The organism is Streptomyces rubellomurinus (genome assembly GCF_000961885.1).
GTDB lineage: Bacteria > Actinomycetota > Actinomycetes > Streptomycetales > Streptomycetaceae > Kitasatospora > Kitasatospora rubellomurina.
On sequence record NZ_JZKH01000075.1, the window covers coordinates 1 to 24,869 of the forward strand.

At 75.3% G+C, this 24,869-nt stretch carries 25 protein-coding genes; 12 read left to right on the top strand and 13 right to left on the bottom strand.

The window, feature by feature from the left end; genetic code table 11:
• Together VM95_RS28350 and VM95_RS28355 are read left to right on the top strand one after the other, a co-directional pair.
• Positions 1-1,170: DNA polymerase Y family protein (locus tag VM95_RS28350; protein ID WP_045701939.1), on the top strand; the 1,170-nt coding region annotated here is incomplete at its 5' end.
• Positions 1,171-1,291: 121 nt separating this feature from the next.
• Entirely contained in the window at positions 1,292-4,609 is a 3,318-nt protein-coding gene (locus tag VM95_RS28355) for an error-prone DNA polymerase (RefSeq protein WP_045701941.1), read from the top strand.
• 114 nt (positions 4,610-4,723) lie between these two features.
• Here the strand turns inward: VM95_RS28355 and VM95_RS28360 are convergent, their stop codons facing one another.
• Positions 4,724-5,539, bottom strand: a complete 816-nt coding sequence (locus VM95_RS28360; RefSeq protein ID WP_045701943.1) for a TIGR03084 family metal-binding protein — start codon at positions 5,537-5,539, stop codon at positions 4,724-4,726.
• A 147-nt stretch (positions 5,540-5,686) separates the two neighbouring features.
• On the opposite strand from VM95_RS28360, the gene VM95_RS28365 reads away from it, so the two are divergent.
• Positions 5,687-6,553, top strand: a complete 867-nt coding sequence (locus VM95_RS28365; RefSeq protein ID WP_052707631.1) for a helix-turn-helix transcriptional regulator — start codon at positions 5,687-5,689, stop codon at positions 6,551-6,553.
• Between the two features lie 77 nt (positions 6,554-6,630).
• Here the strand turns inward: VM95_RS28365 and VM95_RS28370 are convergent, their stop codons facing one another.
• From VM95_RS28370 to VM95_RS28380, 3 genes are read right to left on the bottom strand one after another with little or no spacing between them, the layout of a single operon-like run.
• Complete coding sequence (locus tag VM95_RS28370; RefSeq protein WP_045701945.1) at positions 6,631-8,166, bottom strand: AMP-binding protein; 1,536 nt, start codon at positions 8,164-8,166, stop codon at positions 6,631-6,633.
• A gap of 51 nt (positions 8,167-8,217) precedes the next feature.
• The gene (locus tag VM95_RS28375) at positions 8,218-8,643 is read right to left on the bottom strand and encodes a MerR family transcriptional regulator (RefSeq protein ID WP_045701947.1); all 426 of its coding nucleotides are present in this window, start codon (positions 8,641-8,643) and stop codon (positions 8,218-8,220) included.
• 20 nt (positions 8,644-8,663) lie between these two features.
• On the bottom strand, positions 8,664-9,428 hold the full coding sequence (locus VM95_RS28380; protein WP_045701949.1) for an SDR family NAD(P)-dependent oxidoreductase: 765 nt from the start codon (positions 9,426-9,428) through the stop codon (positions 8,664-8,666).
• A 123-nt stretch (positions 9,429-9,551) separates the two neighbouring features.
• Here VM95_RS28380 and VM95_RS28385 point away from each other — a divergent pair, with 123 nt between their 5' ends.
• The 4 genes from VM95_RS28385 to VM95_RS28400 all read left to right on the top strand — a co-directional run bounded on the left by VM95_RS28385 (position 9,552) and on the right by VM95_RS28400 (position 11,731).
• Positions 9,552-10,013 carry a group II truncated hemoglobin gene (locus VM95_RS28385; protein ID WP_045701951.1) on the top strand — a complete coding sequence of 154 codons (462 nt, stop codon included), beginning with the start codon at positions 9,552-9,554 and terminating at the stop codon, positions 10,011-10,013.
• Positions 10,010-10,573: a GNAT family N-acetyltransferase gene (locus VM95_RS28390; RefSeq protein WP_045701953.1), complete on the top strand. Its 564-nt coding sequence runs from the start codon at positions 10,010-10,012 to the stop codon at positions 10,571-10,573. Before VM95_RS28385 ends, VM95_RS28390 begins: the two co-directional genes overlap by 4 nt.
• A 10-nt stretch (positions 10,574-10,583) precedes the next feature.
• The gene (locus tag VM95_RS28395) at positions 10,584-10,970 is read left to right on the top strand and encodes a VOC family protein (RefSeq protein ID WP_045701955.1); all 387 of its coding nucleotides are present in this window, start codon (positions 10,584-10,586) and stop codon (positions 10,968-10,970) included.
• A gap of 107 nt (positions 10,971-11,077) precedes the next feature.
• Positions 11,078-11,731: an NAD(P)-dependent oxidoreductase gene (locus VM95_RS28400; RefSeq protein WP_045701957.1), complete on the top strand. Its 654-nt coding sequence runs from the start codon at positions 11,078-11,080 to the stop codon at positions 11,729-11,731.
• 4 nt (positions 11,732-11,735) lie between these two features.
• On the opposite strand, the gene VM95_RS28405 is transcribed toward VM95_RS28400, so the two are convergent.
• Positions 11,736-12,518, bottom strand: a complete 783-nt coding sequence (locus tag VM95_RS28405) for a dioxygenase family protein (protein WP_045701959.1) — start codon at positions 12,516-12,518, stop codon at positions 11,736-11,738.
• Positions 12,519-12,676: 158 nt separating this feature from the next.
• Between VM95_RS28405 and VM95_RS28410 the strand changes: the two genes are divergently transcribed.
• Complete coding sequence (locus VM95_RS28410; protein WP_045702022.1) at positions 12,677-13,144, top strand: MarR family winged helix-turn-helix transcriptional regulator; 468 nt, start codon at positions 12,677-12,679, stop codon at positions 13,142-13,144.
• A 6-nt stretch (positions 13,145-13,150) separates the two neighbouring features.
• Here the strand turns inward: VM95_RS28410 and VM95_RS28415 are convergent, their stop codons facing one another.
• Positions 13,151-14,383, bottom strand: coding sequence for an RNA polymerase sigma factor (locus VM95_RS28415; RefSeq protein ID WP_244178979.1), 1,233 nt, complete (start codon positions 14,381-14,383; stop codon positions 13,151-13,153).
• A gap of 61 nt (positions 14,384-14,444) precedes the next feature.
• Positions 14,445-14,816, bottom strand: a complete 372-nt coding sequence (locus VM95_RS28420) for a YciI family protein (RefSeq protein ID WP_045701963.1) — start codon at positions 14,814-14,816, stop codon at positions 14,445-14,447.
• A gap of 166 nt (positions 14,817-14,982) precedes the next feature.
• Between VM95_RS28420 and VM95_RS28425 the strand changes: the two genes are divergently transcribed.
• Positions 14,983-15,501 carry a GNAT family N-acetyltransferase gene (locus VM95_RS28425; RefSeq protein ID WP_078860675.1) on the top strand — a complete coding sequence of 173 codons (519 nt, stop codon included), beginning with the start codon at positions 14,983-14,985 and terminating at the stop codon, positions 15,499-15,501.
• A 242-nt stretch (positions 15,502-15,743) separates the two neighbouring features.
• A complete protein-coding gene (locus tag VM95_RS28430; RefSeq protein WP_045701966.1) occupies positions 15,744-16,784 on the top strand; it encodes a sphingomyelin phosphodiesterase in 1,041 nt (346 codons plus the stop codon).
• Positions 16,785-16,807: 23 nt separating this feature from the next.
• On the opposite strand, the gene VM95_RS28435 is transcribed toward VM95_RS28430, so the two are convergent.
• On the bottom strand, positions 16,808-17,866 hold the full coding sequence (locus VM95_RS28435) for a LacI family DNA-binding transcriptional regulator (RefSeq protein ID WP_045701968.1): 1,059 nt from the start codon (positions 17,864-17,866) through the stop codon (positions 16,808-16,810).
• Between the two features lie 148 nt (positions 17,867-18,014).
• Between VM95_RS28435 and VM95_RS28440 the strand changes: the two genes are divergently transcribed.
• Together VM95_RS28440 and VM95_RS28445 are read left to right on the top strand one after the other, a co-directional pair.
• Positions 18,015-18,989, top strand: coding sequence for a DUF4436 family protein (locus tag VM95_RS28440; RefSeq protein WP_052706283.1), 975 nt, complete (start codon positions 18,015-18,017; stop codon positions 18,987-18,989).
• 111 nt (positions 18,990-19,100) lie between these two features.
• The gene (locus VM95_RS28445; protein WP_045701970.1) at positions 19,101-19,958 is read left to right on the top strand and encodes a DMT family transporter; all 858 of its coding nucleotides are present in this window, start codon (positions 19,101-19,103) and stop codon (positions 19,956-19,958) included.
• 23 nt (positions 19,959-19,981) lie between these two features.
• Here the strand turns inward: VM95_RS28445 and VM95_RS28450 are convergent, their stop codons facing one another.
• The 5 genes from VM95_RS28450 to VM95_RS28470 all read right to left on the bottom strand — a co-directional run bounded on the left by VM95_RS28450 (position 19,982) and on the right by VM95_RS28470 (position 24,846).
• On the bottom strand, positions 19,982-20,740 hold the full coding sequence (locus VM95_RS28450) for a GNAT family N-acetyltransferase (protein WP_045701972.1): 759 nt from the start codon (positions 20,738-20,740) through the stop codon (positions 19,982-19,984).
• Positions 20,741-20,832: 92 nt separating this feature from the next.
• Entirely contained in the window at positions 20,833-21,927 is a 1,095-nt protein-coding gene (locus VM95_RS28455) for a WD40/YVTN/BNR-like repeat-containing protein (RefSeq protein ID WP_045701974.1), read from the bottom strand.
• 113 nt (positions 21,928-22,040) lie between these two features.
• Positions 22,041-23,483: a dihydrolipoyl dehydrogenase family protein gene (locus VM95_RS28460; protein WP_045701976.1), complete on the bottom strand. Its 1,443-nt coding sequence runs from the start codon at positions 23,481-23,483 to the stop codon at positions 22,041-22,043.
• A gap of 88 nt (positions 23,484-23,571) precedes the next feature.
• Positions 23,572-24,315, bottom strand: coding sequence for an alpha/beta fold hydrolase (locus tag VM95_RS28465; protein WP_045701979.1), 744 nt, complete (start codon positions 24,313-24,315; stop codon positions 23,572-23,574).
• Positions 24,316-24,453: 138 nt separating this feature from the next.
• Positions 24,454-24,846, bottom strand: coding sequence for a thioredoxin family protein (locus tag VM95_RS28470; protein WP_045701981.1), 393 nt, complete (start codon positions 24,844-24,846; stop codon positions 24,454-24,456).
• Positions 24,847-24,869: the final 23 nt, after the last annotated feature.

The following is a 24,869-nucleotide window of genomic DNA, read 5'->3' on the forward strand; positions in this document are numbered from 1 at the left end:
CCCCCCACCTCCACTCCACCCCCCGCCCCCGAAGCCCCGCAGGCCCGGATCGGCATCGCGGACGGCCTGTTCGCCGCCGTACTCGCCGCCCGCGCCGGGGTGCTGGTGCCGCCCGGCCGGACGGCGGAGTTCCTGGCCCCGTACCCGGTGGCCGTGCTGGGCGACGAGGCGCCGGCCGAACTGCTCGGGCGGCTCGGCCTGCCCACCGTCGGGTCCTTCGCCGCGCTGCCGCCCGAGGCGGTCGCCGACCGCTTCGGCCCGTCCGGGACGGCAGCGCACCGGCTGGCCCGGGGCCTGCAGCCGCGCCCGCTGGCGCCGCGCGACCAGGGGCCGGACCTCGCCGTCGAGCAGCGCTTCGACCCGCCGGAGCGGCTGGCCGAGCCGCTGGTGTTCGTCGCCCGCACGCTGGCCGAGCGGCTGCACCAGCAGCTGGCCGGGGCCGGGCTGGTCTGCCGCCGGGTGGCCGTCGAGGTGGCCTGCGCGGACGGGCGGACGGCCTCCCGGCTGTGGCGGCACGAGGGCCGGCTGTCGGCGACGGCGCTGGCCGAGCGGGTCCGCTGGCAGCTGCAGGCCTGGCAGAGCGCGGGCACCTTCGCCGACTCCGGCGAGGGCTTCACCCTGCTCCGGCTGGCCCCGGACGGCCTCTCCCCGGACGGCGGCCGCCAGCTCGCCCTGTGGGGACAGGCCGTCGCGGACGACCGGGTGGAGCGCGCGGTGGCCCGGGTGCAGGCGGTGCTCGGGCACGCCGGGCTGCGCCGGATCGAGCCGGCCGGCGGCCGGGGCCCGGGCGAGCAGCAGGTCAGGGTGCCGTGGGGCGAGCCGTACGAGGCGGCGGCGTCGGCGGACGCGCCCTGGCCGGGCCGGCTGCCGGACCTGTGGCCGGCCGTGGTGCTGCGCGAGCCCGCGCCGGTGCGGGTGTTGGACGGGGCCGGGCGGCCGGTGACGGTGGACGGCCGGGCGGGGGTGTCGGCCCGGCCGGCCCTGGTCGTGGTCCGGGGCCGGGAGGAGCGGGTGGAGGGCTGGACCGGGCCCTGGCCGGCGGTCGAGTACTGGTGGGACCAGTCGCTCGCCCGCCGCCGGGCGCGGTTCCAGGTGGTGGTGGACGGCGGCCGGGCGCTGCTGCTCACCGTGGAGGGGGGCGAGTGGCATCTGGAGGCCGGCTACGACTGACGGCCCCCAGCAGGACCGAACCCAGCAGGACCGAACCCAGCAGGACCGAACCACAGCGGGACCGAACTCCAGCAGGACCCGGGGGAGCAGGACCAGCACGAGAACGACGAAGGCAACCCCGATGGGCTTCACCAGTCACCCCACCCTCCCGTGGAGCGAACTGCACCGCCGGCTGACCGGCGCCGCGCCGGACCGCACGGTCGTCCCGCTGCGCCGCCCCGCCGAGGAGCCCTCCACCCAGGAACCCCCTACCCAGGAACCCCCCGCCGCGACGACCGGGGGCACCGCCGAACCCTGGGCCGAACTGCACGTCCACTCCGCCTTCAGCTTCCTGGACGGCGCCAGCGACCCGGAGGACCTGGTCGCCGAGGCGGCCCGGCTGGGCGTGGAGACCCTGGCGATCACCGACCACGACGGCCTGTACGGCGCCGTGCGGCTCGCCGAGGCGGCCCGGGGCACGGGCGTGGCCACCGCATTCGGCGCCGAACTGACGATCAGTCACCAATCCGGCACCGAAAGCGGCACTGAAAGCCGCCCCGGAAGCCGCCGCGAAAACGGCCCCGGAAGCCGCCCCGAAACCGGCACCGAACACCTCCTGGTCCTCGCCCGCGACCCGGCCGGCTACCGCCGCCTCTCCGCCGCGATCGCCGCCGCCCAGATGGCCGGCGGCGCCAAGGGTCGCCCGGCGTACGACCTCGCCGAGCTGGCCGGGGCGCACGGCGGCCACTGGGCGGTGCTCACCGGCTGCCGCCTCGGCCGGGTCCCCGCCGCGCTGCCCGACCGGGCCGAGGCGGAGCGCCGACTGCGCACCCTCACCGAGGCGTTCGGCCGCGAGAACGTCCACGTCGAGCTGATCGACCAGTGGCTGCCCGGCGACGACCGGCGCAACGACGCCCTCGCCGCGCTCGCCGGAGAGCTGCGGCTGCCCGTCGTCGCCTCCACCAACGCCCACCACGCCGGCCCCGCCCAGGGCCGCCTCGCGCAGAGCCTCGCCGCCCTGCACGAGCGCCGCACCCTGCAGGAGGCGGCCGGCTGGACCAGGGCGTCCGGCACCGCGCACCTGCGCTCCGGCCGCGAGATGGCCACCCGGCTGTCCCGCTTCCCGGGTGTCCAGCGCGCCACCGCCGAACTCGGCCGGGCCTGCGCCTTCGACTTCGCCAAGCTGGACCCGGAGCTGCCCGGCTACCCCGTCCCCGAGGGCGAGACCGAGATCAGCCACCTGCGCGCCCTGGCCGCGGCCGGCGGCCCGGCCCGCTTCGGCCCCGGCAACGCCGCCGCCCGCCGTCAGCTCGCCAAGGAGCTGGACGTCGTCGAGGACCTCCGGCTGGCCGGCTACTTCCTGATCGTGCACGACATCGTGGACTTCTGCCGCCGCGAGGGCATCTGGTGCCAGGGCCGCGGCTCGGCGGCCAACTCGGCGCTCTGCTACGCCCTCGGGATCACCGCCGTCGACCCGATCCACTACAAGCTGCTGTTCGAGCGCTTCCTCTCCACCGCCCGGGACGGGCCGCCCGACATCGACCTGGACATCGAGAACCGCCGCCGCGAGGAGGTCATCCAGTACGTCTACCGCCGCTACGGCCGGGCGCACGCCGCCCAGGTCGCCAACGTGATCACCTATCGGCCCCGGCTGGCGATCCGCGACGCCGCCCGGGTGCTCGGCTACCCGCAGGGGCAGGTCGACGCGTTCAGCCGGCAGACCGACTTCCGCTCCGCCCCCGGCGCGGACGCCGTCATCCCCGCCGACGTGCTCTCGCTCGCCACCCAACTCCACGGCCTGCCCCGCCACTTGGGCATTCACTCGGGCGGCATGGTGCTCACCAGGGAGCCGATCGGCGAGATCTGCCCGACCGAGTGGGCCCGGATGCCCGGGCGCTCCGTCCTGCAGTGGGACAAGGAGTCCACCGCCGGTGCCGGGCTGGTGAAGATCGACCTGCTCGGCCTCGGCATGCTCGCCGCGCTGCACGACGCCTGCGACCTGATCGCCGAACACCATGGCCTGCACTACGACTTGGCCGGCATCCCGGACGACGACCCGGGCGTGTACGCGATGCTGCGCCGGGCCGACACGGTGGGCGTCTTCCAGGTCGAGTCCCGGGCGCAGATGGCCACCCTGCCCCGGCTCAAGCCGGACCACTTCTACGACCTGGTGGTCGAGGTCGCGCTGATCCGCCCCGGCCCGATCCAGGGCGGCTCCGTCCACCCGTACCTGCGCCGCCGCGCCGGGGTGGAGCCGTCCGGCTGCCCGCACCCGCTGATGGAGAACGCCCTCGGCAAGACCCTCGGGGTGCCGCTGTTCCAGGAGCAGATGATGCAACTCGCCATCGACTGCGCCGGGTTCACGCCCGCCGAGGCCGACCGGCTGCGGCAGGCGATGGGCGCCAAGCGCTCGCACGAGCGGGTCGCCCGGCTGCGCGAGCGGCTGCTCACCGGGATGGCCGAGCGCGGCATCCCGCCCGAGGTGGCGCAGGACGTCTACGGCAAGATCGAGGCCTTCTCCAACTACGGCTTCCCGGAGAGCCACGCGATCAGCTTCGCCTACCTGGTGTACGCCAGCGCCTGGCTCAAGCACCACTTCCCGGCGGCCTTCACCTGCGCCCTGCTGGCCAACCAGCCGATGGGCTTCTACTCGCCGCTCAGCCTGGTCGCGGACGTGCGGCGGCACGGCGTCCGGGTGCGCGGGGTGGACGTCAACGCCAGCCGCCCGCGCCCCACCCTGGAGCCGTACCGGGGGCCGACCCCGAAGCCGCCGCTGACCGCCGGCCGCCCGCAGCCCGCCATCCGGCTCGGTCTGGAGACGGTGCGCGGCATCGGCACCCCGCAGGCCGAGGCGATCGCCGCCGGGCAGCCGTACGCGGACCTGGAGGACTTCGCGCGCCGCACCGGCCTGCCCGCGCCCGCCCTGGAGGCGCTGGCCACGGCCGGGGCCTTCGACTGCTTCGGCCTGACGAGACGTCAGGCGCTGTGGTCGGCGGGCGCGTTCGCCGGGATCTCGGCCGCGCTCATCCCCGGCACCACCCCCGGGGTCGACGCCCCGGACCTGCCCGGCATGAGCCCGGTCGAGGAGACCATCGCCGACCTGTGGGCCACCGGCACCTCCGCCACCAGCCACCCGCTCCAGCACCTGCGCGCCCACCTGGAGCGCGGCGGCGCGCTCCCCGCCGACCGGCTCCCGGACGTGCCGCCGGGGACGGCGGTGGTGGTCGGGGGCCTGGTCACCCACCGGCAGCGGCCGCCCACGGCCGGCGGGGTGCTCTTCCTGAGCCTGGAGGACGAGACCGGGCTGATCAACGTGATCTGCAACCGCCCGGTCTGGGAGTCGCAGCGCCGCACCGCCCTCGACCGGGCCGGCCTGCTGGTGCACGGCCTGATCGAGCGCGACCGCGGCGCCACCAACCTGATCGCCACCCGGCTCACCCCGCTCCGGATCGGCCTCTGAGCGCCGGCCGTCCGCAGTCGACCGGCGCCCGCCTCCGGGCGGGGTGAAGCACCCGAGCGCCCGGGCGGGGTGAAGCACCCGAGCGCCCGGGCGGGGTGAAGCCCGCCGGTGGGATCACCCCAGCGGCTGCCGCCCCTTGCCCGGCCCGCCGGCGAAGGCCTGGGCGATCGGCAGCCAGGCGTCCGCGACCGGTCCGGTCGCGCGGAGGGCGAGGTCGTCCCGGTGGCGGCGCTGGGTCACCAGCAGGCAGAAGTCCAGCGCCGGGCCGGTCACCACGTCCGCCGCGTCCGCCGGTCCGATGCTCCACAACCCGCCGTCCGGGGCGGTCAGTTCGAGCCGGACGGGCTGCTCCGGCGCCGGCCGCCGGTGCAGCGCGAAGGCGAAGCCCAGGGTGCGCAGCCCCAGGTGGGCGATGTGCCGCAGCCGGTCGGTGGGCTCCGGGGTGACGCCGAGCGCGTCCGCGACGTCCTGCCCGTGCGCCCAGGTCTCCATCAGCCGCGCGGTCGCCATCGACGCGGGCTTCATCGGCGGGCCGAACCACGGCAGTTTGGCGTCCGCCGGGGTCCTGGCCAGGGCCGCCCGCAGCTGCTCCCGCCCGGCCCGCCAGCGGGCCAGCAGGATCGCCGGCTCGGCGGCCGCGCCCTCCCGGGCGCCCGCCTCGACCGGGTCCCCGGCCGCCAGCAGTTCGCCGAACAGGTCGCCGAGCGCCGTCCCGAAGCCCTCCGGGTCGCGGGCCGCCAGCGTCGCGTAGTCGTCCGTCCAGGCGAGGTGGGCGATCTGGTGCGCGATCGTCCACCCCTCGGCCGGCGTCGCCCGCGCCCAGTCCTCGGCCGGCAGTCCGGTGACCAGTTCGTCCAGCACCGCGCTCTCGGCCGCCAGGTCCGCCAGCAGTCCGGCCAACACGTCCACCGCGCTCCTCGGGTGTGCCATCGCCTCCCCTTCGTCTCGGCCGCCCCGGCTACCCGCAGGTAGCCCCGGGCGCACCCTACGCCCGTGCAGCGCCCCGTTTCCGGCACTCCGCGAAACACCCACGTCAGGACTCTCGCCACGGCCCGCACCGCGTGGGACGATCGCGCGATGACGCGCGCGGACACCCGGCCGGCCGTGCCACCCGAGGCCCCCGGCGCCCCCGACCCGGGCCACCCCGGCCCCGATCTCGCCCCTGCCCCCACCCCTGCCCTCACCTCCGCGCCCGACCTCGACGCGCGGGCCGCCGACCTGGTGCGGACCGCGGTGCTCGGCGACCTGGCCCGCCGGGTGGTGGCCGAGTGCGGGGCGGACGTCGGGCTGGTCGGCGTGCCGGAGCCGCTGCCCGTCCGCGGCCCGGGGCGCGGCCACCGGCAGCAGGGCGGCGCCGGCCAGGGCATGGTGCTGCGCCACTGGGCCGGCACCCGGGCCGGACTGCTGCACGACCTGGCCGTCCCGGCCGGCACCGGGCTCGGCGGCCGGGCGCTGGTCGAGCGGGTGCCCAGCTGGGTCCCCGACTACCGCGCGGCGACCACCATCTCGCACCACCACGACGACGCCGTCAGCGCCGAGGACCTGTACGCGATGCTCTCCGTCCCGCTGGTGGACCCGGACGGCGGCGCGGTGCGCGGAGTGGTGTACGCCGCGCTGCGCGACGTCGTCCCGTTCGGGGACGTCCGGATCTCCGCGGTCACCACCCTGGCCGCGACCGCCGGCCGGGCCCTGGCCGGGGCCGCCGCCTGGTGCCGGGAGAAGCCCCGGGCGGCGGCCCCCGCACCGCCGTTGACCCCGCGCGAGCACGAGGTGCTGCGCTGGGCGGCGACCGGCCGGACCAATCCGGAGATCGCCGCCCGGCTGGGGCTGACCTGCAACACCGTGACCGGCTACCTCAAGTCCGCGATGCGCAAGCTGGGCGTCCGCAACCGCACCGAACTCGCCGTCGCCGCCCGGGAGTCTGGCCTGCTCGACCGGGCCTGAGCGTGAGCCTGAGCCTGAGCCTGAGCCCGAGCCGCCCGCTCGACCGAGCCGCCCGGCCGGGGCCCGAGCGGCAGGCCCTAGTTCACCTTCCGCTCCCGCCCGGCCCAGTACGGCTCGCGCAGCCGGAACTTCTGCAGCTTCCCGGTGGCGGTGCGCGGCAGGGCGTCCCGGATCTCCACCGAGGTCGGCGACTTGTAGCCGGCCAGCCGCTGCTTGCAGTGGGCGATCAACTCGGCCTCGGTGACGCCCTCCCGGCCCTCCCGCAGGACCACCAGCGCCTTGACCGTCTCGCCCCACTTCTCGTCCGGCACCCCGATCACCGCGGCCTCGGCCACCGCCGGGTGGGCGTACAGGCAGTCCTCCACCTCGATCGAGGAGACGTTCTCCCCGCCGCTGATGATGACGTCCTTCTTCCGGTCGGAGATGGACAGGTGGCCGTCCGTGACGGTGCCGCCGTCGCCGGTGTGGAACCAGCCGTCCCGCAGCGCCTCGGCGGTGGCCTCCGGCTGCTGCCAGTAGCCGTCCAGCACGGTGTTGGAGCGCACCAGCACCTCGCCGGAGCCGTCCACCTTCAGCTGCGTGCCGAGCGTGGGCGCGCCGGCCTGCACCAGCTTCTCGGCCCGCTCGGCGGCCGGCAGCGCGTCCCACTCGGCGCGCGAGCGGTTGACGGTGACGGCCGGCGAGGTCTCGGTCAGCCCGTACAGCTGCATGAACTCCCAGCCGAGCACCTCCTCGACCTGCTGCACCACCGAGGTCGGCGGGGGAGCGCCGGCCACGATCATCCGCACCTTGTCCCGCCCGGGGACCGGGCCGTCCCAGTCGGCGGCCGCGTCGAGCACCATCTGCACCACGGCGGGCGCGCCGGACAGGAAGGTCACCCCGTGCCGCTCGACCCGGCGCAGGATCTCCGCGCCGTCCACCTTGCGCAGCACGATGTGCCGGGCGCCGAGGCCGGTGAGGGAGAACGGCAGGCCCCAGCCGTTGGCGTGGAACATCGGCAGGGTGTGCAGGTAGACGTCCCGGTCGTTGGCGCCGTAGTGCAGGCCCATCAGGGTGGCGTTGAGCCAGATGTTGCGGTGGGTGAGCTGAACGCCCTTGGGGCGGGCGGTGGTTCCGCTGGTGTAGTTGATGGTGGCGGTGTCGTTCTCGGAAATCCCGTACGGCTTGGGGGCGTTGTCGAAGTCGTAGAGCAGCGCGTCGCTGTCCGCCCCGATGACGAACTTGTGCTTGGCCACCACCCCGCCCAGCGCGTCCGCGAGTTCGGGGTCGACCAGCAGCACGGAGGCGCCGCTCTGTTCGACGATGTACGACACCTCCTCGGCCTTGAGCCGGAAGTTCACCGGGACCAGCACCCGGCCGTAGCCGCTCACCCCGAAGAAGGAGGTGAGCAGCCGGGCCGAGTTGTGCGACACGATCGCGACCCGCTCGCCCGGCCCGACGCCGAGCCGGTCCAGCCCGGCCGCCTGCGCCCGGGCCAGTTCGGCGATTCGCCGGTAGCCCAGTTCGCCCCAGGATTCGGCGGGCTGCTCGGGCTCGTCGACGATGCCGACCCGGTCGCCGTAGACCAGCTCGGCCCGGTCGAGGAAGTCCATCACGGAGAGTGGAATCTGCATGCGCCCACTGTCCTCTCCTCACGGCCCCTTGCACACCCCCGATCGGGGGTGTCACCCGCCTGTCGAGACGGCTCCCGCCACACCGGCCCGTTCCACACCGGCACCAGAACCCGCACCGGCACCGGCCCCGCCCCCGGCGGCCGCCAGCGCCGCGGCCAGCCGGTCCCGGGCCTCGGTCTGGGCGGCGATCCGGCGCTCCAGCACCGCCAGCCGCTCCCGGACGATCCGCAGCACCCGCTCGGACGGCGGGCCGGCCAGCACGTCCCCGTCCAGGCAGCCCAGCAGCGGCCGGACGTCCTCCACGGTGAGCCCGGCCGCCAGCAGCGCCCGGATGTTGCGCACCCGCACGACCGCCGAATCTTCGTACTCCCGGTAGCCGTTGGGCGCGCGCTCGGAGTCGATCAGCCCGGCCTGCTCGTAGTGCCGCAGCGCCCGCGGCGTACTGCCGGTCCGCCGGGCCAGCTCCCCGATCCGCACCCGCGCGGCCCCCGTCCGTCTCAGCCCACCAGCGCGCCCCCGTCGACGGACAACACTACGCCGGTGACGAACGACGCCTGCGGCGAGGCGAGTCGGGTGATCGCCCAGGCGACCTCCTCGGGCCGGCCGATCCGGCCCAGCGGGGTGTGCTCCAACTGCCATGCGCGAACTCCCGCCCGCTGCTCGGGGCTGAGGCCCGCGTGCTCGCCGATGGGCGTCTCGATCGCCCCCGGCGCCACCGCCACCACCCGGACGCCGCGCGGCGCCAGCTCCACCGCCCAGCTGCGGGTGACCGTCTCCAGCGCGGCCTTGCCCGCCGCGTACACCGCGTTGGACGGCCAACCGCGCTGCCCGACCGCGGTGCTGACGTTGACGATCACGCCCCGGCTCCGTTCCAGCGCGGGCAGCGCGGCCTGGCCGAGCAGTACCGGGGCGACCAGGTTGGTGCTCAACTGCGCCTCGACGCCCGCCCGGGTGTAGCCGCCGACCGCCCCACCGCCGCCGGTGACGCCCGCGTTGTTGACCAGCACGTCCAGCCGCCCGAACCGCGCCAGCGCCGCCCCGACGACCGCCTCCGGCGCGTCCGGCCCGGTCACGTCCGCGACCAGCGGCTCGATCGCCTCCGGGTACGCGGCCGCCGCCTCCGCCAGCGGTTCCGGTCGCCGCCCCACCGCCAACACCCGTGCCCCTTCGGCCGCGAAGGCCCGCGCGGTCGCCCGCCCGATCCCCGTTCCGGCCCCGGTGACCACCACCACCCGCTGCTCAACCATGTTCTCGTCGCTCATGCGAGAACCCTCCGACCCTGCCGCCAGTGTCAAGGTCAAGTCGGGTCCGCGATGACCACCCGGGCCCGATCCCTGCTAGGAAGGTCCCCGACGCACGGTCACACCTTTACGGGGAGAGCACTCATGAGCGACCAACGGCCCGCCACCCTCTTCGAGGCGGTCGGCGGCACCGACGCGCTGCGCCGCCTCAGCCGCACCTTCTACGACGGCGTCCTCGCCGACCCCCTGCTCGCGCCCGTCTTCGCCGACTTCACCGCCACCCACATCGAGCACGTCGCCGTCTGGCTGGCCGAGGTGTTCGGCGGCCCGACCGCCTTCACCGACGAACTGGGCGGCCACCAGGCCCTGCTCCGCGCCCACCTGGGCCTGGCCATCACCGAGGAGCAGCGGCTGCGCTGGATGGAGCTGATGGCCGAGGCCGTCCGCCGGGAGCTGCCGGACGACGCCGAACTGCGGCGCCGGGTGCTGGACTACTTCGACTGGGGCACCAGGATCGCCGAGGACGTCTCCGCCTCCCCGGCCGGCACCGACCTCGGCGAGCCCGGCCCGATCCCGCACTGGGGCTGGGAGGGCCTGGAGAAGTGACCGTCGCCCTCGACACGCCCCCGACAGCGGACGGCCTGCTGCTGCGGCCCTTCGAGGACGCCGACGCGCCGGCGCTGATCGAGGCCTACCGGGACGAGACCCTGCGCCGCTTCACCCGGATCCCGCTGGACAGCCCCGAGCAGGCCGCGCACTGGCTCGCCCTGCAGTACGACGGCTGGGCGGCGGGCACCCGGTACAGCTTCGCCGTCCTCGACGCGGGCCGGCTGGTCGCGAACGTGGCGCTCAAGCGCGGCACCCCGGGCGGGGAGACGGCCGAGGTGGGCTACTGGACGGCGGCCCCGGCGCGCGGCCGGGGCGTGGCGCCGCGCGCGGTCGAGGCGGTGACCGCCTGGGCGTTCGAGGCCTTCGCCGTGGACGGCCTGGACGGCCTGCGGCGGATCGACCTGCTGCACCAGGTGGACAACCACGCCTCCTGCCGGGTGGCGGAGAAGAGCGGCTACGCGTTCCGGGAGGTGCTGTCGGCGCTGCCCCCGGAGTTCCCGCTGGACGGCCACCGGCATGCCCGGAATCGGCTGGACGTACCGGAAGCGGGCAGGTGAGAGTAGGCGCATGGCTTCTCTGGTACGACATGTGACGATCGATTGCGCCGACCCGTTCGCCCTGGCGGGCTTCTGGGCGGAGGTCCTGGACGGCACCCTCGCCGAGGACGACAACCCGGGCGACCCGGAGGCGGTGGTGGAGTCGGCCGGCGCCTCGCTGCTGTTCATCCGGGTGCCGGACACCAAGTCGGTGAAGAACCGGGTGCACCTCGACCTCCAGCCGCAGGGCCGCACCCGCGACGAGGAGGTCGAGCGCCTGCTCGCCCTCGGCGCCACCGTCGTGGGGGACCACCGCGAGCCGGACGGCAAGGGCTGGGTCACCATGGCCGACCCGGAGGGCAACGAGTTCTGCGTGGAGCGCAGCGGGCCCGAGCGGATCGCCACCGGCGACGCGTAGCGAGCGTCACACGGGAGGGTGAGCGCCCGGGCCGTCGCAGAAGACCCGTCCGATAATCGACCCTGTCCGAGGCCCCGCCTCCGCGCGCACCCCCAGGCAGGTACCCCATGGTCGCAATCGCCGTGATCGGCGCCAACGGCACCATCGGCCGCGCCGTCGTCGCGGAGGCGGCGGCGCGCGGGCACGAGGTGACGGCGGTGGTCCGCGATCCGGACCGCTACCGGGGCGGTGCCGGGGCGGCCTCCGTGGAGCGCGGGGACGTGCTGGACCCGGCCGACGTGGCCCGGGTCGCGGCCGGTCGGGACGCCCTGGTGAGCGCGGTCGGCGGCGGCGACGGCCCGGGCCACCTGGCGCTGATCGAGCCCGCCGCCCGCTCGCTGGTCGCGGGCCTGCGGACGCTCGGCGACGCGGCGCCCCGGCTGGTCGCGGTGGGCGGGGCTGGCAGCCTGGAGACGGCCCCGGGCGTGCGGGTCTGGGACACCCCGGGCCTGCCGGAGCCGGTCCTGCAGATCATGCACGCCCACGGCGCCGCCCTGGACTACTACCGGACGGTCCCCGACCTGCGCTGGACGGTGCTCAGCCCGTCCGCGGAGATCGGCCCGGGGGAGCGGACCGGCCACTACCCCACGGGCCTGGAGCAGTTGCTCACCGACGCCGGGGGCCGCAGCCGGATCTCGGTGCCGGACTTCGCGGTCGCCCTGGTGGACGAGATCGAGCAGCCCGAGCACATCGGCGAGCGCTTCACCTGCTGCGCCCTGTGACCGGTCAGCCCAGCTGGATCGACCGCTTGGCCAGCCCCATCCAGAAGCCGTCGATGACGCTGCGCTGGCTGTCGAGGTCGGCCTCGCCGGCGCCCAGGGTGACGAACAGCGGTGCGAAGTGCTCGGTGCGCGGGTGGGCGAGGCGCCCGGCCGGGGCCTTGTGCTCGAAGTCGAGCAGCGCGTCGAGGTCGTGGGCCGCCAGCGCGCGCCTACCCCAGTCGTCGAACTCGGCCATCACCGAGGTGACCCGGCCGTCGCTGCTGAGGGCCCGCAGGTTGTGGGTGAAGAAGCCGCTGCCGACGATCAGCACGCCCTCGTCGCGCAGCGGGGCGAGCCTGCGGCCGATCTCCAGCAGGCGCTGCGGGTCCAGGGTGGGCAGGGAGACCTGGAGCACCGGCACGTCGGCGTCCGGGTACATCTCGACCAGCGGGACGTACGCGCCGTGGTCGAGCCCGCGGTCGGGGATGTCCTGGACGGGCGTGCCGGGGGCGCGCAGCAGCTTGCGCACGCGGTCGGCCAGCTCCGGCGCGCCGGGGGCGGCGTAGCGGACCCGGTAGTAGTGCTCGGGGAAGCCCCAGAAGTCGTAGACCAGCGGCGCGGTGGTGACGGCGCCGAGGGCGAGCGGCGCCTCCTCCCAGTGCGCGGAGACCATCAGGATCGCCCTGGGCCGGGGCAGGTCCGCGGACCAGGCGGCGAGTTCGCCGGGCCAGACCGGGTCGTCGGCGAGCGGCGGCGCACCGTGCGACAGGTACAGGGCGGGCATGCGCGCGGGGGCCGCGGTGCTCATGACGTCCTCCTCGGACTGCTCGGAGCGGGCTGCTCGGAGCGGACTGCTCGGAGCCGGTCGTTCGACCATGGGTAGTTCAAATTTGAACCTCTACGCCCTCGACGGTACACCCCGGTTCGAATTTGAACAACAGGAGTAGGCTTCGTGCCATGTCCTCACTGAACGAACCCCGCTGGCTCGACCAGGACGAGATGGCCGCCTGGCGGGGCTTCGTCACCGCGAGCAACCTGCTCAACCGCCGGCTGGAGCGCCAGCTCAAGGAGGACTCCGGCCTCTCCCACCAGCAGTACGAGATCCTGGTGCACCTGTCCGCCGCCCCCGGCGACTCGCTGCGGATGACCGAACTCGCCGACAAGCTGGTCACCTCCAAGAGCGGCCTCACCTATCAGGTCACCCAGCTGGAGAAGGCGGGCCTGGTCGCCCGCCGCTCCTGCCCCAGCGACGTGCGCGGCGTCATCGCCGAACTCACCGACCAGGGGCGGGAGATGCTGCGCATGGCCGCCCCCGGCCACGTCGCCCTGGTCCGCGAACTGCTGATCGACGTGCTCACCCGCGAGCAGCTGGCCGTGCTCGCCGAGGGCCTCGGCGCGGTCGGCGCCCGGCTGCGCCGCGACGAGACGTACTGACGGGACCTACCCGAGCCCCGCCGCCCGCTCCCGCAGCAGCTCCCGCTCCCGCGCGTTGCGGGTGAGCTCCGCCGCCCGCTCGAACTCCGCCCTGGCCTCCGCCGTCCGCCCCAGCCGGGCCAGCAGGTCGCCCCGCACGCTCGGCAGCAGGTGGTACGAACGCAGGGCCGGCTCCGCCGCCAGCGCGTCCACCAGCTCCAGCGCGACGGCCGGGCCGTGGGCCATCGAGACGGCCACCGCCCGGTTCAGCGCCACCACCGGCGAGGGCGTCAGCACGAGCAGCCGCCCGTACAGCTCGGCGATCGTCGCCCAGTCGGTGTCCTCGTACCGCCGCGCCTTGGCGTGGCAGGCGGCGATCGCGGCCTGCACCGCGTACGCCCCGGTGCCGGCCCGCTGGAGCGCGTCGAAGCCGCGCCGGATCAGCAGCCCGTCCCAGCGGGCCCGGTTCTGCTCGGCCAGCAGCACCGGCCGCCCGTCCGGCCCGGTGCGGGCGCGGGTGCGCGAGGCCTGGAACTCCAGCAGCGCGGCCAGCCCGTGCACCTCGGGCTCGCCCGGCATCAGCGCGGCCAGCTGCCGGGCCAGGCGCAGCGCGTCCTCGCACAGCTGCGGGCGCAGCAGGTCGTCCCCGGCGGTGGCCGAGTAGCCCTCGTTGAAGACCAGGTAGACGACCTCCAGCACGGAGGACAGCCGGCGCGCCCGGTCCTCCCCGTACGGGACCTCGAACGGCACCCCGGCCTTGGCCAGCGTGCGCTTGGCCCGGACGATCCGCTGCGCCACCGTCGCCTCGGGCACCAGGAAGGCGCGGGCGATCTCGGGGGTGGTGAGCCCGCCGAGCAGCCGCAGGGTGAGCGCGGTCCGGGCGGGGGCGGACAGCACCGGGTGGCAGGCGGTGAAGATCAGCCGCAGCAGGTCGTCGTCGATGTCCTCCGGCCCGGCCGGCTCCTCCGGCGCCGCGGCGTCCTCCAACGACCGCCCCACCTCGGCGAGTTTGCGGGCGTAGACCTCCCGGCGGCGGACCAGGTCGATCGCCCGGTGCTTGGCGGCGGCCGTCAGCCAGGCGCCCGGGTTGTCGGGCACTCCGGCTGACGGCCACTGCTCCAGGGCGGCGACCAGGGCGTCCTGGGCCAGCTCCTCGGCGATGCCGACGTCCCGGACGATCCGGGCGGCCGCCGCGGTGATCCGGGCGGACTCGATCCGGAACACGGCGTCGACGGCGGCCCTGGTATCCCTCTGCGTCACGGCCACCCATCAGAGCAGCCGGGGCGGCGGGCGGCAAACGCCGACACGGCCACGGTCATGGCTACTTCGGCGGCTCGGGCGCCTCGTCGATCTGCCGGACCTCCGCCTCCACCTGCCAGGTCACCGGGTGGGTCTGCAGGAAGCGGCGGGTCCACTCCAGCGCCTCGGCGGTGTCCTTGCACTGGAGGATGGCGTAGCCGCCGACGACCTCCTTGGTCTCGGTGAACGGCCCGTCGGTGTAGTCGATCTTCCCGTCCGCCCAGCTCAGCCGGGTGCCCTCGGCGGTCGGGGTGAGCCCGGCGGTCTCCAGCATCACGCCGGCCCTGGTGATCTCGTCGAACAGCGCGCCCATCCGCTGCTCGAAGCCCGGGTCCGGCTCCCATCCGTCGCGGGCCTGCTCGTCGATGCGGATCAGCGTCATGTAGCGCGGCATGGTGACTCCTCGGTCGGACGGGCGGGGCCTCTCCCCGCCTCTCACCCCTGCGTCGAACGGGCCGGCGCCGGATCGACACCCGGCCCGGAGAATTCTCCGCCGGGCGGCCCGCCCGGGCCGGGAAAGCCGCTCGCCCGGCCCCGCTTTCCGTGTCAACATGCCCTATATGGGGACGATTCTGCACGGCACCCTCGTCACGCTCCGCCCGGCCACGGCCGAGGACGTTCCGGCCCTGGCGGCGATCCGCGGCACGCCCGAGGTGTTCGCCCGCTGGCGCGGCGGCGACGACCTGGCCGACGAGATCGCCACCGAGCTGGAGTCCCTGGAGATCGAGACCTTCGCCATCGAGGTGGGCGGCAAGGTGGTCGGCGCCGTGCAGTGGTACGCCAACAACGACGACGAGTACCGGCACGCCGGCATGGACCTCTACCTGGACCCGTCGGTGCACGGCGTGGGCCTGGGCACCGACGCCGTCCGGACCATGGCCCGGCACCTGGTGCACGAGCACCACTACCACCGGCTGATCATCGACCCGGCCGCCGACAACCTCGCCGCGATCCGCTGCTACACCAAGGTGGGCTTCCGCCCGGTCGGCACGATGCGCCAGTACGAGCGCGGTCCGGACGGCACCTGGCACGACAACCTGCTGATGGACCTGCTCGCGGACGAACTGGTGGACGGCTGACGGCCCTTCGCGCGGCCCCGGTCCCCGGCCGCGCCCGGTGCCAGGGTGTACAGACATCTTGTCCGCCACCCGGCCTGAGCTGTACAGACACCTCACCGCCACAGGAGCGATCGGAACTGATCGCCTGGCGTTCTTCCCGACGTACCGAGCGGTAGCTAGCGTTCCCCCGCCGATCCCGGCGACCGGACACCCCGGGCGCCGGGTCACACCGGATCGACGGATCCCTCCCCAGGAGAACGCCCATGCTCTCGCGCCGCACGGCCACCGCCCTCACCTCGGCGGCCGCCGCCGCACTGCTGCTCGGCGGCACCGCCCCGACCGCCTCCGCCGACACCACCGCGGCGGGCCCCGCCACGCTGTCGGTCTTCGCCTTCAACGTCGACCTCGGCACCGCCGTCGTCGACAGCACCCAGAACGAGCAGGCCGCCCGCCGCACCCCGGTGATCGAGCAGATCGTCCGTCAGCACAACGCCGACGTGGTGATCCTGGACGAGCAGTTCAACAACAGCTCGACCGCCGACATCAACGCCAAGCTCGCCGACCTCTACCCGTACCGCACCCCGGTCGTCGGCGGCACCTGCTCCGGCGGCGGCTGGACGGGCGTCAGCGGCAACTGCTCCAACTCGTGGTTCGTCATCAACGGCGGCACGATGATCCTCTCCAAGTACCCGATCGCCGCCCAGTACGCCCACGTGTTCAGCAACTCCACCTACGGCACCTGGGACTACCATGCCAACAAGGGCGCGGCGCTGGTCAAGGTGAACAAGAACGGCAGCACCGCCTGGGTGGTCGGCACCCACCTGCAGGCCGACGAGTCCGACACCTCCACCGACACCACCCAGTCCACCCGGCTCGGCCAGCTCGCCGAGATCCGCGCCTGGGTGGACGGCATCGTCGGCAGCGCCGCGCCGGTGCTGATCGGCGGCGACCTCAACGTCGAGTACTTCCACGGCCAGAGCCGCGGCGACTACGCCAACGCCCAGAACGCGGTGAACGGCGTGCTCGGCACCCCGGCCACCGACCCGGGCCAGAGCCTGAACACCATGGACTGCCCGGCCTCCTCCTGGTGCCAGTACATGGCGGGCGTCGAGACCTTCCCCAAGGACTACCGGGACGACCTCGACTACATCGGCTACCTGAACGCCCCCGGCCGCCCGGTGCCCGCGTCGATGTCCACCGTCAAGGTCGACTTCGACCCGCAGGCCGGCTGGACGCCCGGCCAGGTGGACACCAACGCGCCCAGCGACCACTACCCGGTCGAGGCCACCTTCCAGCTCAACTGACGCACTCCCGACCGGCCGTGACGTCAGCCCGCGGATGCCCCGGATGCCCCGGATGCCGCGGGTGCCGCGGGCCCCGGGCAGCCGCAGGAGCGCCGCAGCACCAGCCGGGCCGGGAAGGTCCGGGTGCCGCCTGCGCGCCGCTCGGGCCCGCCGAGCACCAGGTCCAGCGCGGCCCGCGCCATCTCGTCCTGCGCGGTGGTGACGGTGGTCAGCGCGGGCCCGGCGATCACCGCCTCGGCGATGTCGTCGAAGCCCGCCACGGCCAGCTCCTCCGGCACCCGGATGCCCAGGTCGTCGGCGGCCCGCAGCAGCCCGATCGCCTGGTCGTCCGTCGCGCAGAACACGGCGGACGGCCGGTCGGGCCGGGCCAGCAGGGCGAGCGCCTCGGTGTGCGCCCGGACCCGGTCGAACGCCGCCGGGACGAGCCGGCCCTCGGCCGACAGCCCGGCCTCGGCCAGCGCGGCGGCCCAGCCGGCCGTCCGGCAGGTGACCGGGTCGTGCGGGCTGAGCGCGAAGGTGCCGCCGAAGCAGTGCACCTCGGTGTGCCCGTGCCCGAGCAGGTGGCGCACCACCTCGCGGGCGCCGCCCTCGTCGTCCGCGACCACCGAGACGCTGCCGGGGCTCTCCGCCCGGTGGTGCAGCAGCACGACCGGGGTGCCGTCGACGGCGTCGAAGCCGCTCAGCCCGGGGGTGGCCGGGTCCTGGGTGACCAGGATCAGGCCGTCCACCTGCATGCCGAGGAAGGCCCGGATGTAATGCGCCTCACGCTCGTCCGCGTAGTCGGAGTTGCCGATCAGCAGCAGCCGGCCGTGCTCGGTGGCGGCCTGCTCGACGGCGTGGGCGAGGCCGGCGAAGAACGGCTGGCGGGCGTCCGGCACGACCATGCCGAGCAGGTTGGTGCGCCGCCGCGCCATCGCCTGGGCGACCCGGTTGGGCCGGTAGCCGAGCTCCGCCACGGCCGCGAGCACCCGCTCGCGGGTCGCGGCCGCCACCGGCCGCGGCCCGTCGTTGATCACATAACTCACGACCGCCGTGGACGTCCCCGCCAGCCGCGCCACATCGTCCCGTGTCACCCTCGCCATGACGGCGAGCCTACACAGCGCCTCCGACCAGCGCGTTTTCCGCGTCCGGGGGAGGCCCCGATCGGCCCGCCGCGGTTGCGGACCGGCCGCCGCCGCCCGCAGGGTGGCTGGACAGGACGCCGTCACCGCCGACCCCGGGAGCTGGCCGATGAGCGCGCCGCCGCACCGCCGGGCGACTTACGGACGGCCGAAGGTCCGGATCCACGGCCGGGCGCGCGCCGTGGCCGTCCCGCCGCCGCACCCGAGGGTCCGGCCCTGGCGGGCCTACGCCGTGGTGGCGGTGATCGCGCTGCTGGTCGCCGCCGGGCTGCTGCTCTACGTCGACGAGCGCTCCAGCCGGGGCCACGCGCAGGTGGCGGGCGCCGCCCCCGGCCCGGACTTCCTGGAGGTCGACGTGGTGCTCCAGCGGGTGGACGCGTCCGCGCAGACGCTCAGCGCGAAGGTCCTGGCCCAGCCGCACGGCGCCCTGGAGGCACCCGGCGGCGCCCTGGTGCCCGCCCAGGACCTGGTGCTGGAGACCAGTTCGCTGGAGCAGACCGTGCTCAGGTACCCGGCCGGGCAGCAGATCGCCTCCACCACGGTGGCGTTCAACCTGTACGGCGGCCGGGTCACCGACTACCCGTTCGACCGCTACCGCACGGTGGTCGGCTTCCAGGCCACCGTGGGCGGGCGGCCCGTCCCGGTGGTGATCGGGATCGAGGAGGCCGATCCGTTCTTCGCCTTCAGGCGGGACACCGAGGACCGCGAGGGCACCGCGGTGGCGATCACCGAGCGGATCAGCCGCTCCCGCAGCACCTTCATCCTGGCCTGGTTCATGATCGGGGCGATGTGGGCGCTGGCGTTCTCCGTGCTGATCGCCGCCTGGCTGATCGTCCGGCAGCGGCGCGGCCTGCTCTGGCCCGCGCTGAGCTGGATGGCGGCCACCCTGTTCGCCCTGGTCGGCATGCGCAACGCGGCGCCCGGGAACCCGCCGATCGGCTCGCTGCTGGACTACGCGGCGTTCTTCTGGGCGGAGCTGCTGGTCGCGGTCGGCCTGACCATGGTCGTGGTGCGCGGCGCCCGGGTGGAGGGCGGCCACCGCGATCCGCCCGCGCGCGACCGGCCCCGGTACGACCGGCCGTAGGGTCGCTCCCGGGGTGCCCACGGCGGGGCCGGGGGCGCCGTCGTGGCCGCCACGCGCTCGATGTCATTCCCGCCGGGCCCCCGGCGGGTCGTCGGAGGGGGGAACCTCGTCATGTCGGAAGTCGGTTCGGCGGTGCCGGTGGCCGTGCTCACGGCGGCCGTGCTGCACGCGGTCTGGAACGGTCTGGCGCACCGGATCCCGGACAAACTGGTCGGCTTCACGCTGATCAACCTGACCTACACCGCCTGCGCCCTCGTCCTGGTGGCGGTCAACCCGCTGCCGGCCGCCGGCTCCTGGCCGTACCTGCTGGCCTCGACGGCCGTCCAGACGATCTCGACGGTGCTGCTGCTGCGTGCCTACCAGCTGGGCGACTTCGGGCAGATGTACCCGATCGCGCGCGGCTCGGCGCCGCTGCTGGTGGCCCTGCTGTCGGTGACGGTGCTCGACCGGCCGCTGGGCGGCGGCGAACTGCTCGGCGTGCTGGTGATCTGCTGCGGGCTGATCGGGCTGGCCCTGGCCAAGGGCGTGCCCGGGCGGGCGCAGCTGCCCGCCCTCGGGGCCGCCGCCGGGACGGGCGTGATGATCGCCGTGTACACGGTGCTGGACGGTAGCGGCGTCCGGCACGCCGGGTCGGTCGGCGGCTACGTGGCCTGGCTGTTCCTGCTCCAGGGGCCGGTGCTGGTGCTGGTCGTCCGGCTCCGGCGCGGCCCCGGGCTGCTGACCGGCGCCCGCCCGGTGCTGGCGGTGGGCGTGGCGGGCGGGGTGCTGTCGCTGACGGCGTACGGCCTGGTGGTGTGGGCGCAGTCCCGGGGCAGCCTGGCCGCGATCGCGGCGCTGCGCGAGACCAGCATCGTGATCGCCGCGCTGATCGCCACCGTGGTGTTCCGCGAACGGCTGGGGCGGCTGCGGATGACCGCGGCCGCCACCGTGCTGGCCGGGATCGTGGTGCTGGAGCTGGCCCGGCCCTGAACCCGCCTCCGCGCAGGGGGAGTTCAGTCCGGGACGAGCACCGTCAGCGAGGTCTCCACCAGGTGGAAGCCCAGCGACTCGTAGACCCGGCGGGCCGGGTTGCCCTCGCTCACCACCAGGGACACGTCGGCGCCGCCGCGCGCCGCGAGGTCGGCGATGCCGCGGCGCAGCAGGTCGGCACCGAGGCCGGGGTAGCCGCGGGCCGGGTCGCGGAACACCTCGGCGACCCAGGGCAGGCCGCCGCGGTCGGTGAGGGTCAGCCCCGCCACCACCCGGTCCTCGCCGTCGACGGCGAGCAGGCTGGACGGCAGCACCGGGCCGATCGCCTCCCCGGCGAGCAGCGGGCCGAGCCGCTCGGCGACCGCCCGCGCGTCGTCGCCCGGGAAGTGGTCCACGTGGCCGGGGGCGAAGGCGGCCCGCCAGGCCGCCAGCAGCTCCTCGGGCCCGCGGTCGGCGGGCACCGCCCGGATGCCGTCGCGCAGCGGTGCGTCGGCCCAGTCGGCGGGCGGGGGGTCGGCGCGCAGGTCGCGCCGCAGGGTGTGGGCGTGCCGCAGCACGGTCGCGCCGCGGGCCAGCAGCGCCTGCCCCACCGCGGGCTCGGCGGACACCACCCAGCCGGGCAGTTCGGCGCGGATGAACCCGGCCGGGTCGGCCGCCGCCGCGGAGCCGTCCAGCACCTCCAGCAGGTCGGCCCACGGCCGGCCCTCCCGTTCGCCCGGGAGGTAGCTCAGCACGGGCACGCCGTCCCCGTCGTGCCTGGTCACCCGGTCCGGTTCGGTCATGGCCCACCCCTGTCGCGAGATCGTTCGCCGGCGGCCCATGCTGACCACGAACGGGCCCTCGTGGCAACCGGATTTCCGTCGGCGACCGGGCGTCAGCCGACCACGGCGGCGCGGACGCAGAGCACGTCCGGCAGGTGGGAGACCAGCAGCCGCCAGCTCTCGCCCTCGTCCCGGCTGCCGTACACGTCGCCGGTGCGGTTGCCGAAGTAGATCCCGGCCGGGTCGGCGTCGTCGGTGCGCAGCGCGTCGCGCAGCACGATGCCGTAGTGGTCCTCGTCGGGCAGGCCGGCGGCGAGCTGCTGCCAGCTGTCGCCGCCGTCGTTGGTGCGGAAGACCCGGCAGCGGCGCCCGGGCGGGATGCGGTCGTCGGAGCCGCCGAGCGGGAAGAGGTAGGCGGTGTCGCCCCGGCGCGGGTGGGCGGCGACGGCGAAGCCGAACTCGGCGGGCAGCCCGTCCACGATCGAGTGCCAGCTGCCGCCCCAGTCGTCGCTGCGGTAGACGCCGCCGTGGTTCTGCAGGTAGAGCCGGTCGGGGTGGGCCGGGTCCGGGGCGATTTTGTGGACGCACTGGCCGAACTCGGGGTACTGGCGGTCGGGCGGGAAGAACTCGGCGCGCAGGCCGGTGTTGGAGGGCTGCCAGCTGTCGCCGCCGTCCTTGCTGCGGTAGACGCCGCCGCTGGAGACGGCGACCAGCAGCCGCTGCGGGTCGCGCGGGTGGGTGAGGATGGTGTGCAGGCCCTGGCCGCCGTAGCCGGCGCCCCACTCGGGCCGCTGCGGGTGGTCCCACAGCGACTCGACCAGGCCGAAGGTCTCGCCGCCGTCCGTGGAGCGGAACAGCGCGGCGGGCTCGGTGCCGGCGTAGACCACGCCGGGCGCCTCCGGGCCGGCGGGCTGGAGCTGCCAGACCCGGGTGAGCGAGGCGCCGGTGGACTCGGGGAAGCGGACGGCCGGCCGGGGCGGCTCGAACCAGCTGGCGCCGAGGTCGTCGGAGCGCCAGACCGACGGGCCCCAGTGGCTGCTGTCGGCGCCGACCAGGAGTCTGGTCCGGTTGTCGCGGCGGTCGACGGCGACGGAGTAGATCGCGTTCATCGGGAAGTGCGGTCCGCTGAACTCCCAGTCCAGCCGGTCGCCGCTGCGGCCGAGAAAGAGGCCCTTCTCCGTTCCGACCGCCAACAGCACCTCGGTCATGCCTCACACCACCTCGTCACGAGCACGGCCCCCCGGGACGGCCCCCGACTGCCAGTGTCCCGCCGTCCACCGTTGGTCACATCTCGCCGCGCCGCCGGCCCGGGGGGGCGACGTCAGCCCCGGCAGCCCTCCAGCAGCCGCAGCCAGACCTCGCTGATCGTCGGGTAGGCGGGCACCGCGTGCCAGAGCCGGTCGATCGGCACCTCGCCGACCACCGCGACGGTCGCCGAGTGCAGCAGTTCGGCGACGCCGGGGCCGACCAGGCAGGCGCCGACGATCACCCCGCGGTCCAGGTCGAAGACCACCCGGGCCCGGCCGCGGTAGTCGTCGGCGTACAGCGAGGCCCCGGCGACGGCGCCGATCTCGTGGTCCACCGCCTTGACCCGCAGCCCGGCCTCCTCGGCGGCCGCCAGGGTCAGGCCGACCGCGGCGACCTCCGGTTGCGTGAACACCACCTGGGGCGCGCCCGCGAGGTCGGCGGAAGCGGCGTGCGCGCCCCAGCGCGAGGTGTCCAGCGTGCGCCCCTGGGCGCGGGCGGCGATCGCCGCGCCCGTGATCCGGGCCTGGTACTTGCCCTGGTGGGTGAGCAGCGCCCGGTGGTTGACGTCCCCGGCGGCGTACAGCCACCCGCCGTCCACCCCGAGCACCGTGCAGCTGTCGTCCACCTCCAGCCAGTCGCCCGGCTTCAGGCCGATCTGCTCCAGCCCGATGTCGGCGGTGCGCGGGGCCCGGCCGGTCGCGTACAGCACCTCGTCGGCGGTCAGGTCCCCGCCGTCGTCGAGGGTGAGGGTCACCGGCCCGGAGCCGTCCGCCCGCCGCAGCGCGCCGATCCGCGCCCCGAGCCGCACGTCCACCCCGGCCGCCTGCAGGCCGTCCGCGACCAGCTCGCCCGCGAACGGCTCCATCCGGGGCAGCAGGCCGGCGCCGCGCACCAGCAGCACCACCTCCGAGCCGAGCGCCCGCCAGGCGGCGGCCATCTCCACCCCCACCACCCCGCCGCCGACCACGGCGAGGCGCCCGGGCACGGTGGGGGAGCTGGTCGCGTCCCGGCTGGTCCACGGGTGCGCCTCGGCCAGACCGGGCACGCCGCCGGGCAGCACCGGGCGGCTGCCGGTGCACACGGCGACGGCGTGCCGGGCGGTGAGCACCCGCTCGCCGCCGTCCTCGGCCTCCACCGCCACCGTCCGCACGCCCGCCAGCCGGCCGTGGCCGCGCACCAGCTCGATGCCGGTCTCCCGCAGCCACGTCACCTGGCCGTCGTCCTTCCAGTGCGAGGCGAACGCGTCGCGCCGGGCCAGCACCGCGGCCGGGTCCAGCCGCCGGTCGCCCACCGCCTCCCGGACGCCGGCCACCGCGCGCGCCTCGTCCAGCGCCGCGACCGGGCGCAGCAGCGCCTTGCTGGGCATGCAGGCCCAGTACGAGCACTCGCCGCCGACCAATTCGGCCTCCACGACGACCGTGCGCAGGCCGGCCGCGGCCGTCCGGTCGGCCACGTTCTCGCCGGTCGGCCCGGCTCCCAGGACGATGACGTCGTACTCGTCGGCGCTGTCGGTCATGGCGGTCCTCCGTGCGGTCGCTCGCTGTCCACCGGTTCGTCCCCCTCCAGAGCCTGACCCGAACCGCCGTGCGCGGCCACTTCTGCGGTCAGCGCGCGGGCGGCTCCGCGAGCTCGGCCAGCAGCGCCGCCGTGTCGGCCGGGCGGGAGAACATCGGCCAGTGCCCGGTGGGCAGTTCGCGCAGCTCCCAGTTCGGCCCGGCCAGCGCGGCGAACCACGGGTGCCCGGCGGCGATCAGCTCCCGCACCTGCGCCAGCGGGAACGAGCAGCTGACGAGGGCCTGCGGCAGGGCGGCCCCGGCTCCGGTCAGCCGCAGCCGGTCCGTGTACGCGGCGACCGGTTCGGCGGTGGAGCGCTCGCGGATGCGCGCCAGCACGGCCTCGTCCAGGCCCTCGATGCTGGAGCCCTCGGCGGTCAGGACGTCCCACGGCGGCAGCGGCAGGCGGCCGTCGACCACCAGGGCCTCGGCGGCCGCCCGGTAGGAGGGCCGCCACATGTCGTACAGCGAGCCGCCGTCCGCGATCGGCCCGGAGTCCAGGTGGACCACCCGGCGGATCCGCTCCGGCATCCGGTCGGCGAGCCCGGTCACCGGGGCGCAGCCGCCGCTGTGCCCGACCAGCACCACCTCCCACAGGTCCTCCCGGACCAGCAGCTCGGCCAGGTCGGCGATGCGCTCCTCCAGGCCGAACTCGCCCTTCTCGCCGGCCCGTTCGGCCGTCCCGGGCAGGCTCACCGGGTACACGGCGTGCCCGGCGGCCCGCAGCGGCGCGGCCACCTCGTCCCAGGCCCAGGCGCCGAGCCAGAAACCGGGGACCAGTACGAACGTGCTCATGGGCGGATCGCTCCCGTCGTCGGTGGGGTCGCTGCTCCCGACGACTCTAGGGGGTGCCTCCGACATCGGGTGCGGACGCGGCAGGGCCCGGGGAGCACGTGCTCCCCGGGCCCTCGCACGGCAGCGGCAGCGGCAGCGTCAGGCCTGGCCCTCGGCCGCCGCCTGGTCCTCCGCGACCTTGCGCTTCACCTCGGCCATGTCCAGGTTGCGGGCCTGCCCGATCAGGTCCTCGAACACCGCCTCCGGCAGCGCGCCGGCCTGCGAGAACACCAGCACGCCCTCGCGGATGATCGCCAGCGTCGGGATCGACTGGATGCCGAACGTGGCGGCCAGCTCCTGCTGCGCCTCGGTGTCCACCTTGGTGAAGACGAGGTCCGGGTGCCGCTCGGCCGCCTTCTCGTACACCGGGGCGAACTGGCGGCACGGCCCGCACCACCCGGCCCAGAAGTCGATGAAGACGAAGTCCTTGCCCTCCGGGCCCGGGACGATCTCGTCGAAGTTCTCCTTGGTCAGCTCGACCGTGCTGCTCATCTCGCGATTCCTTCCCTTCCGGA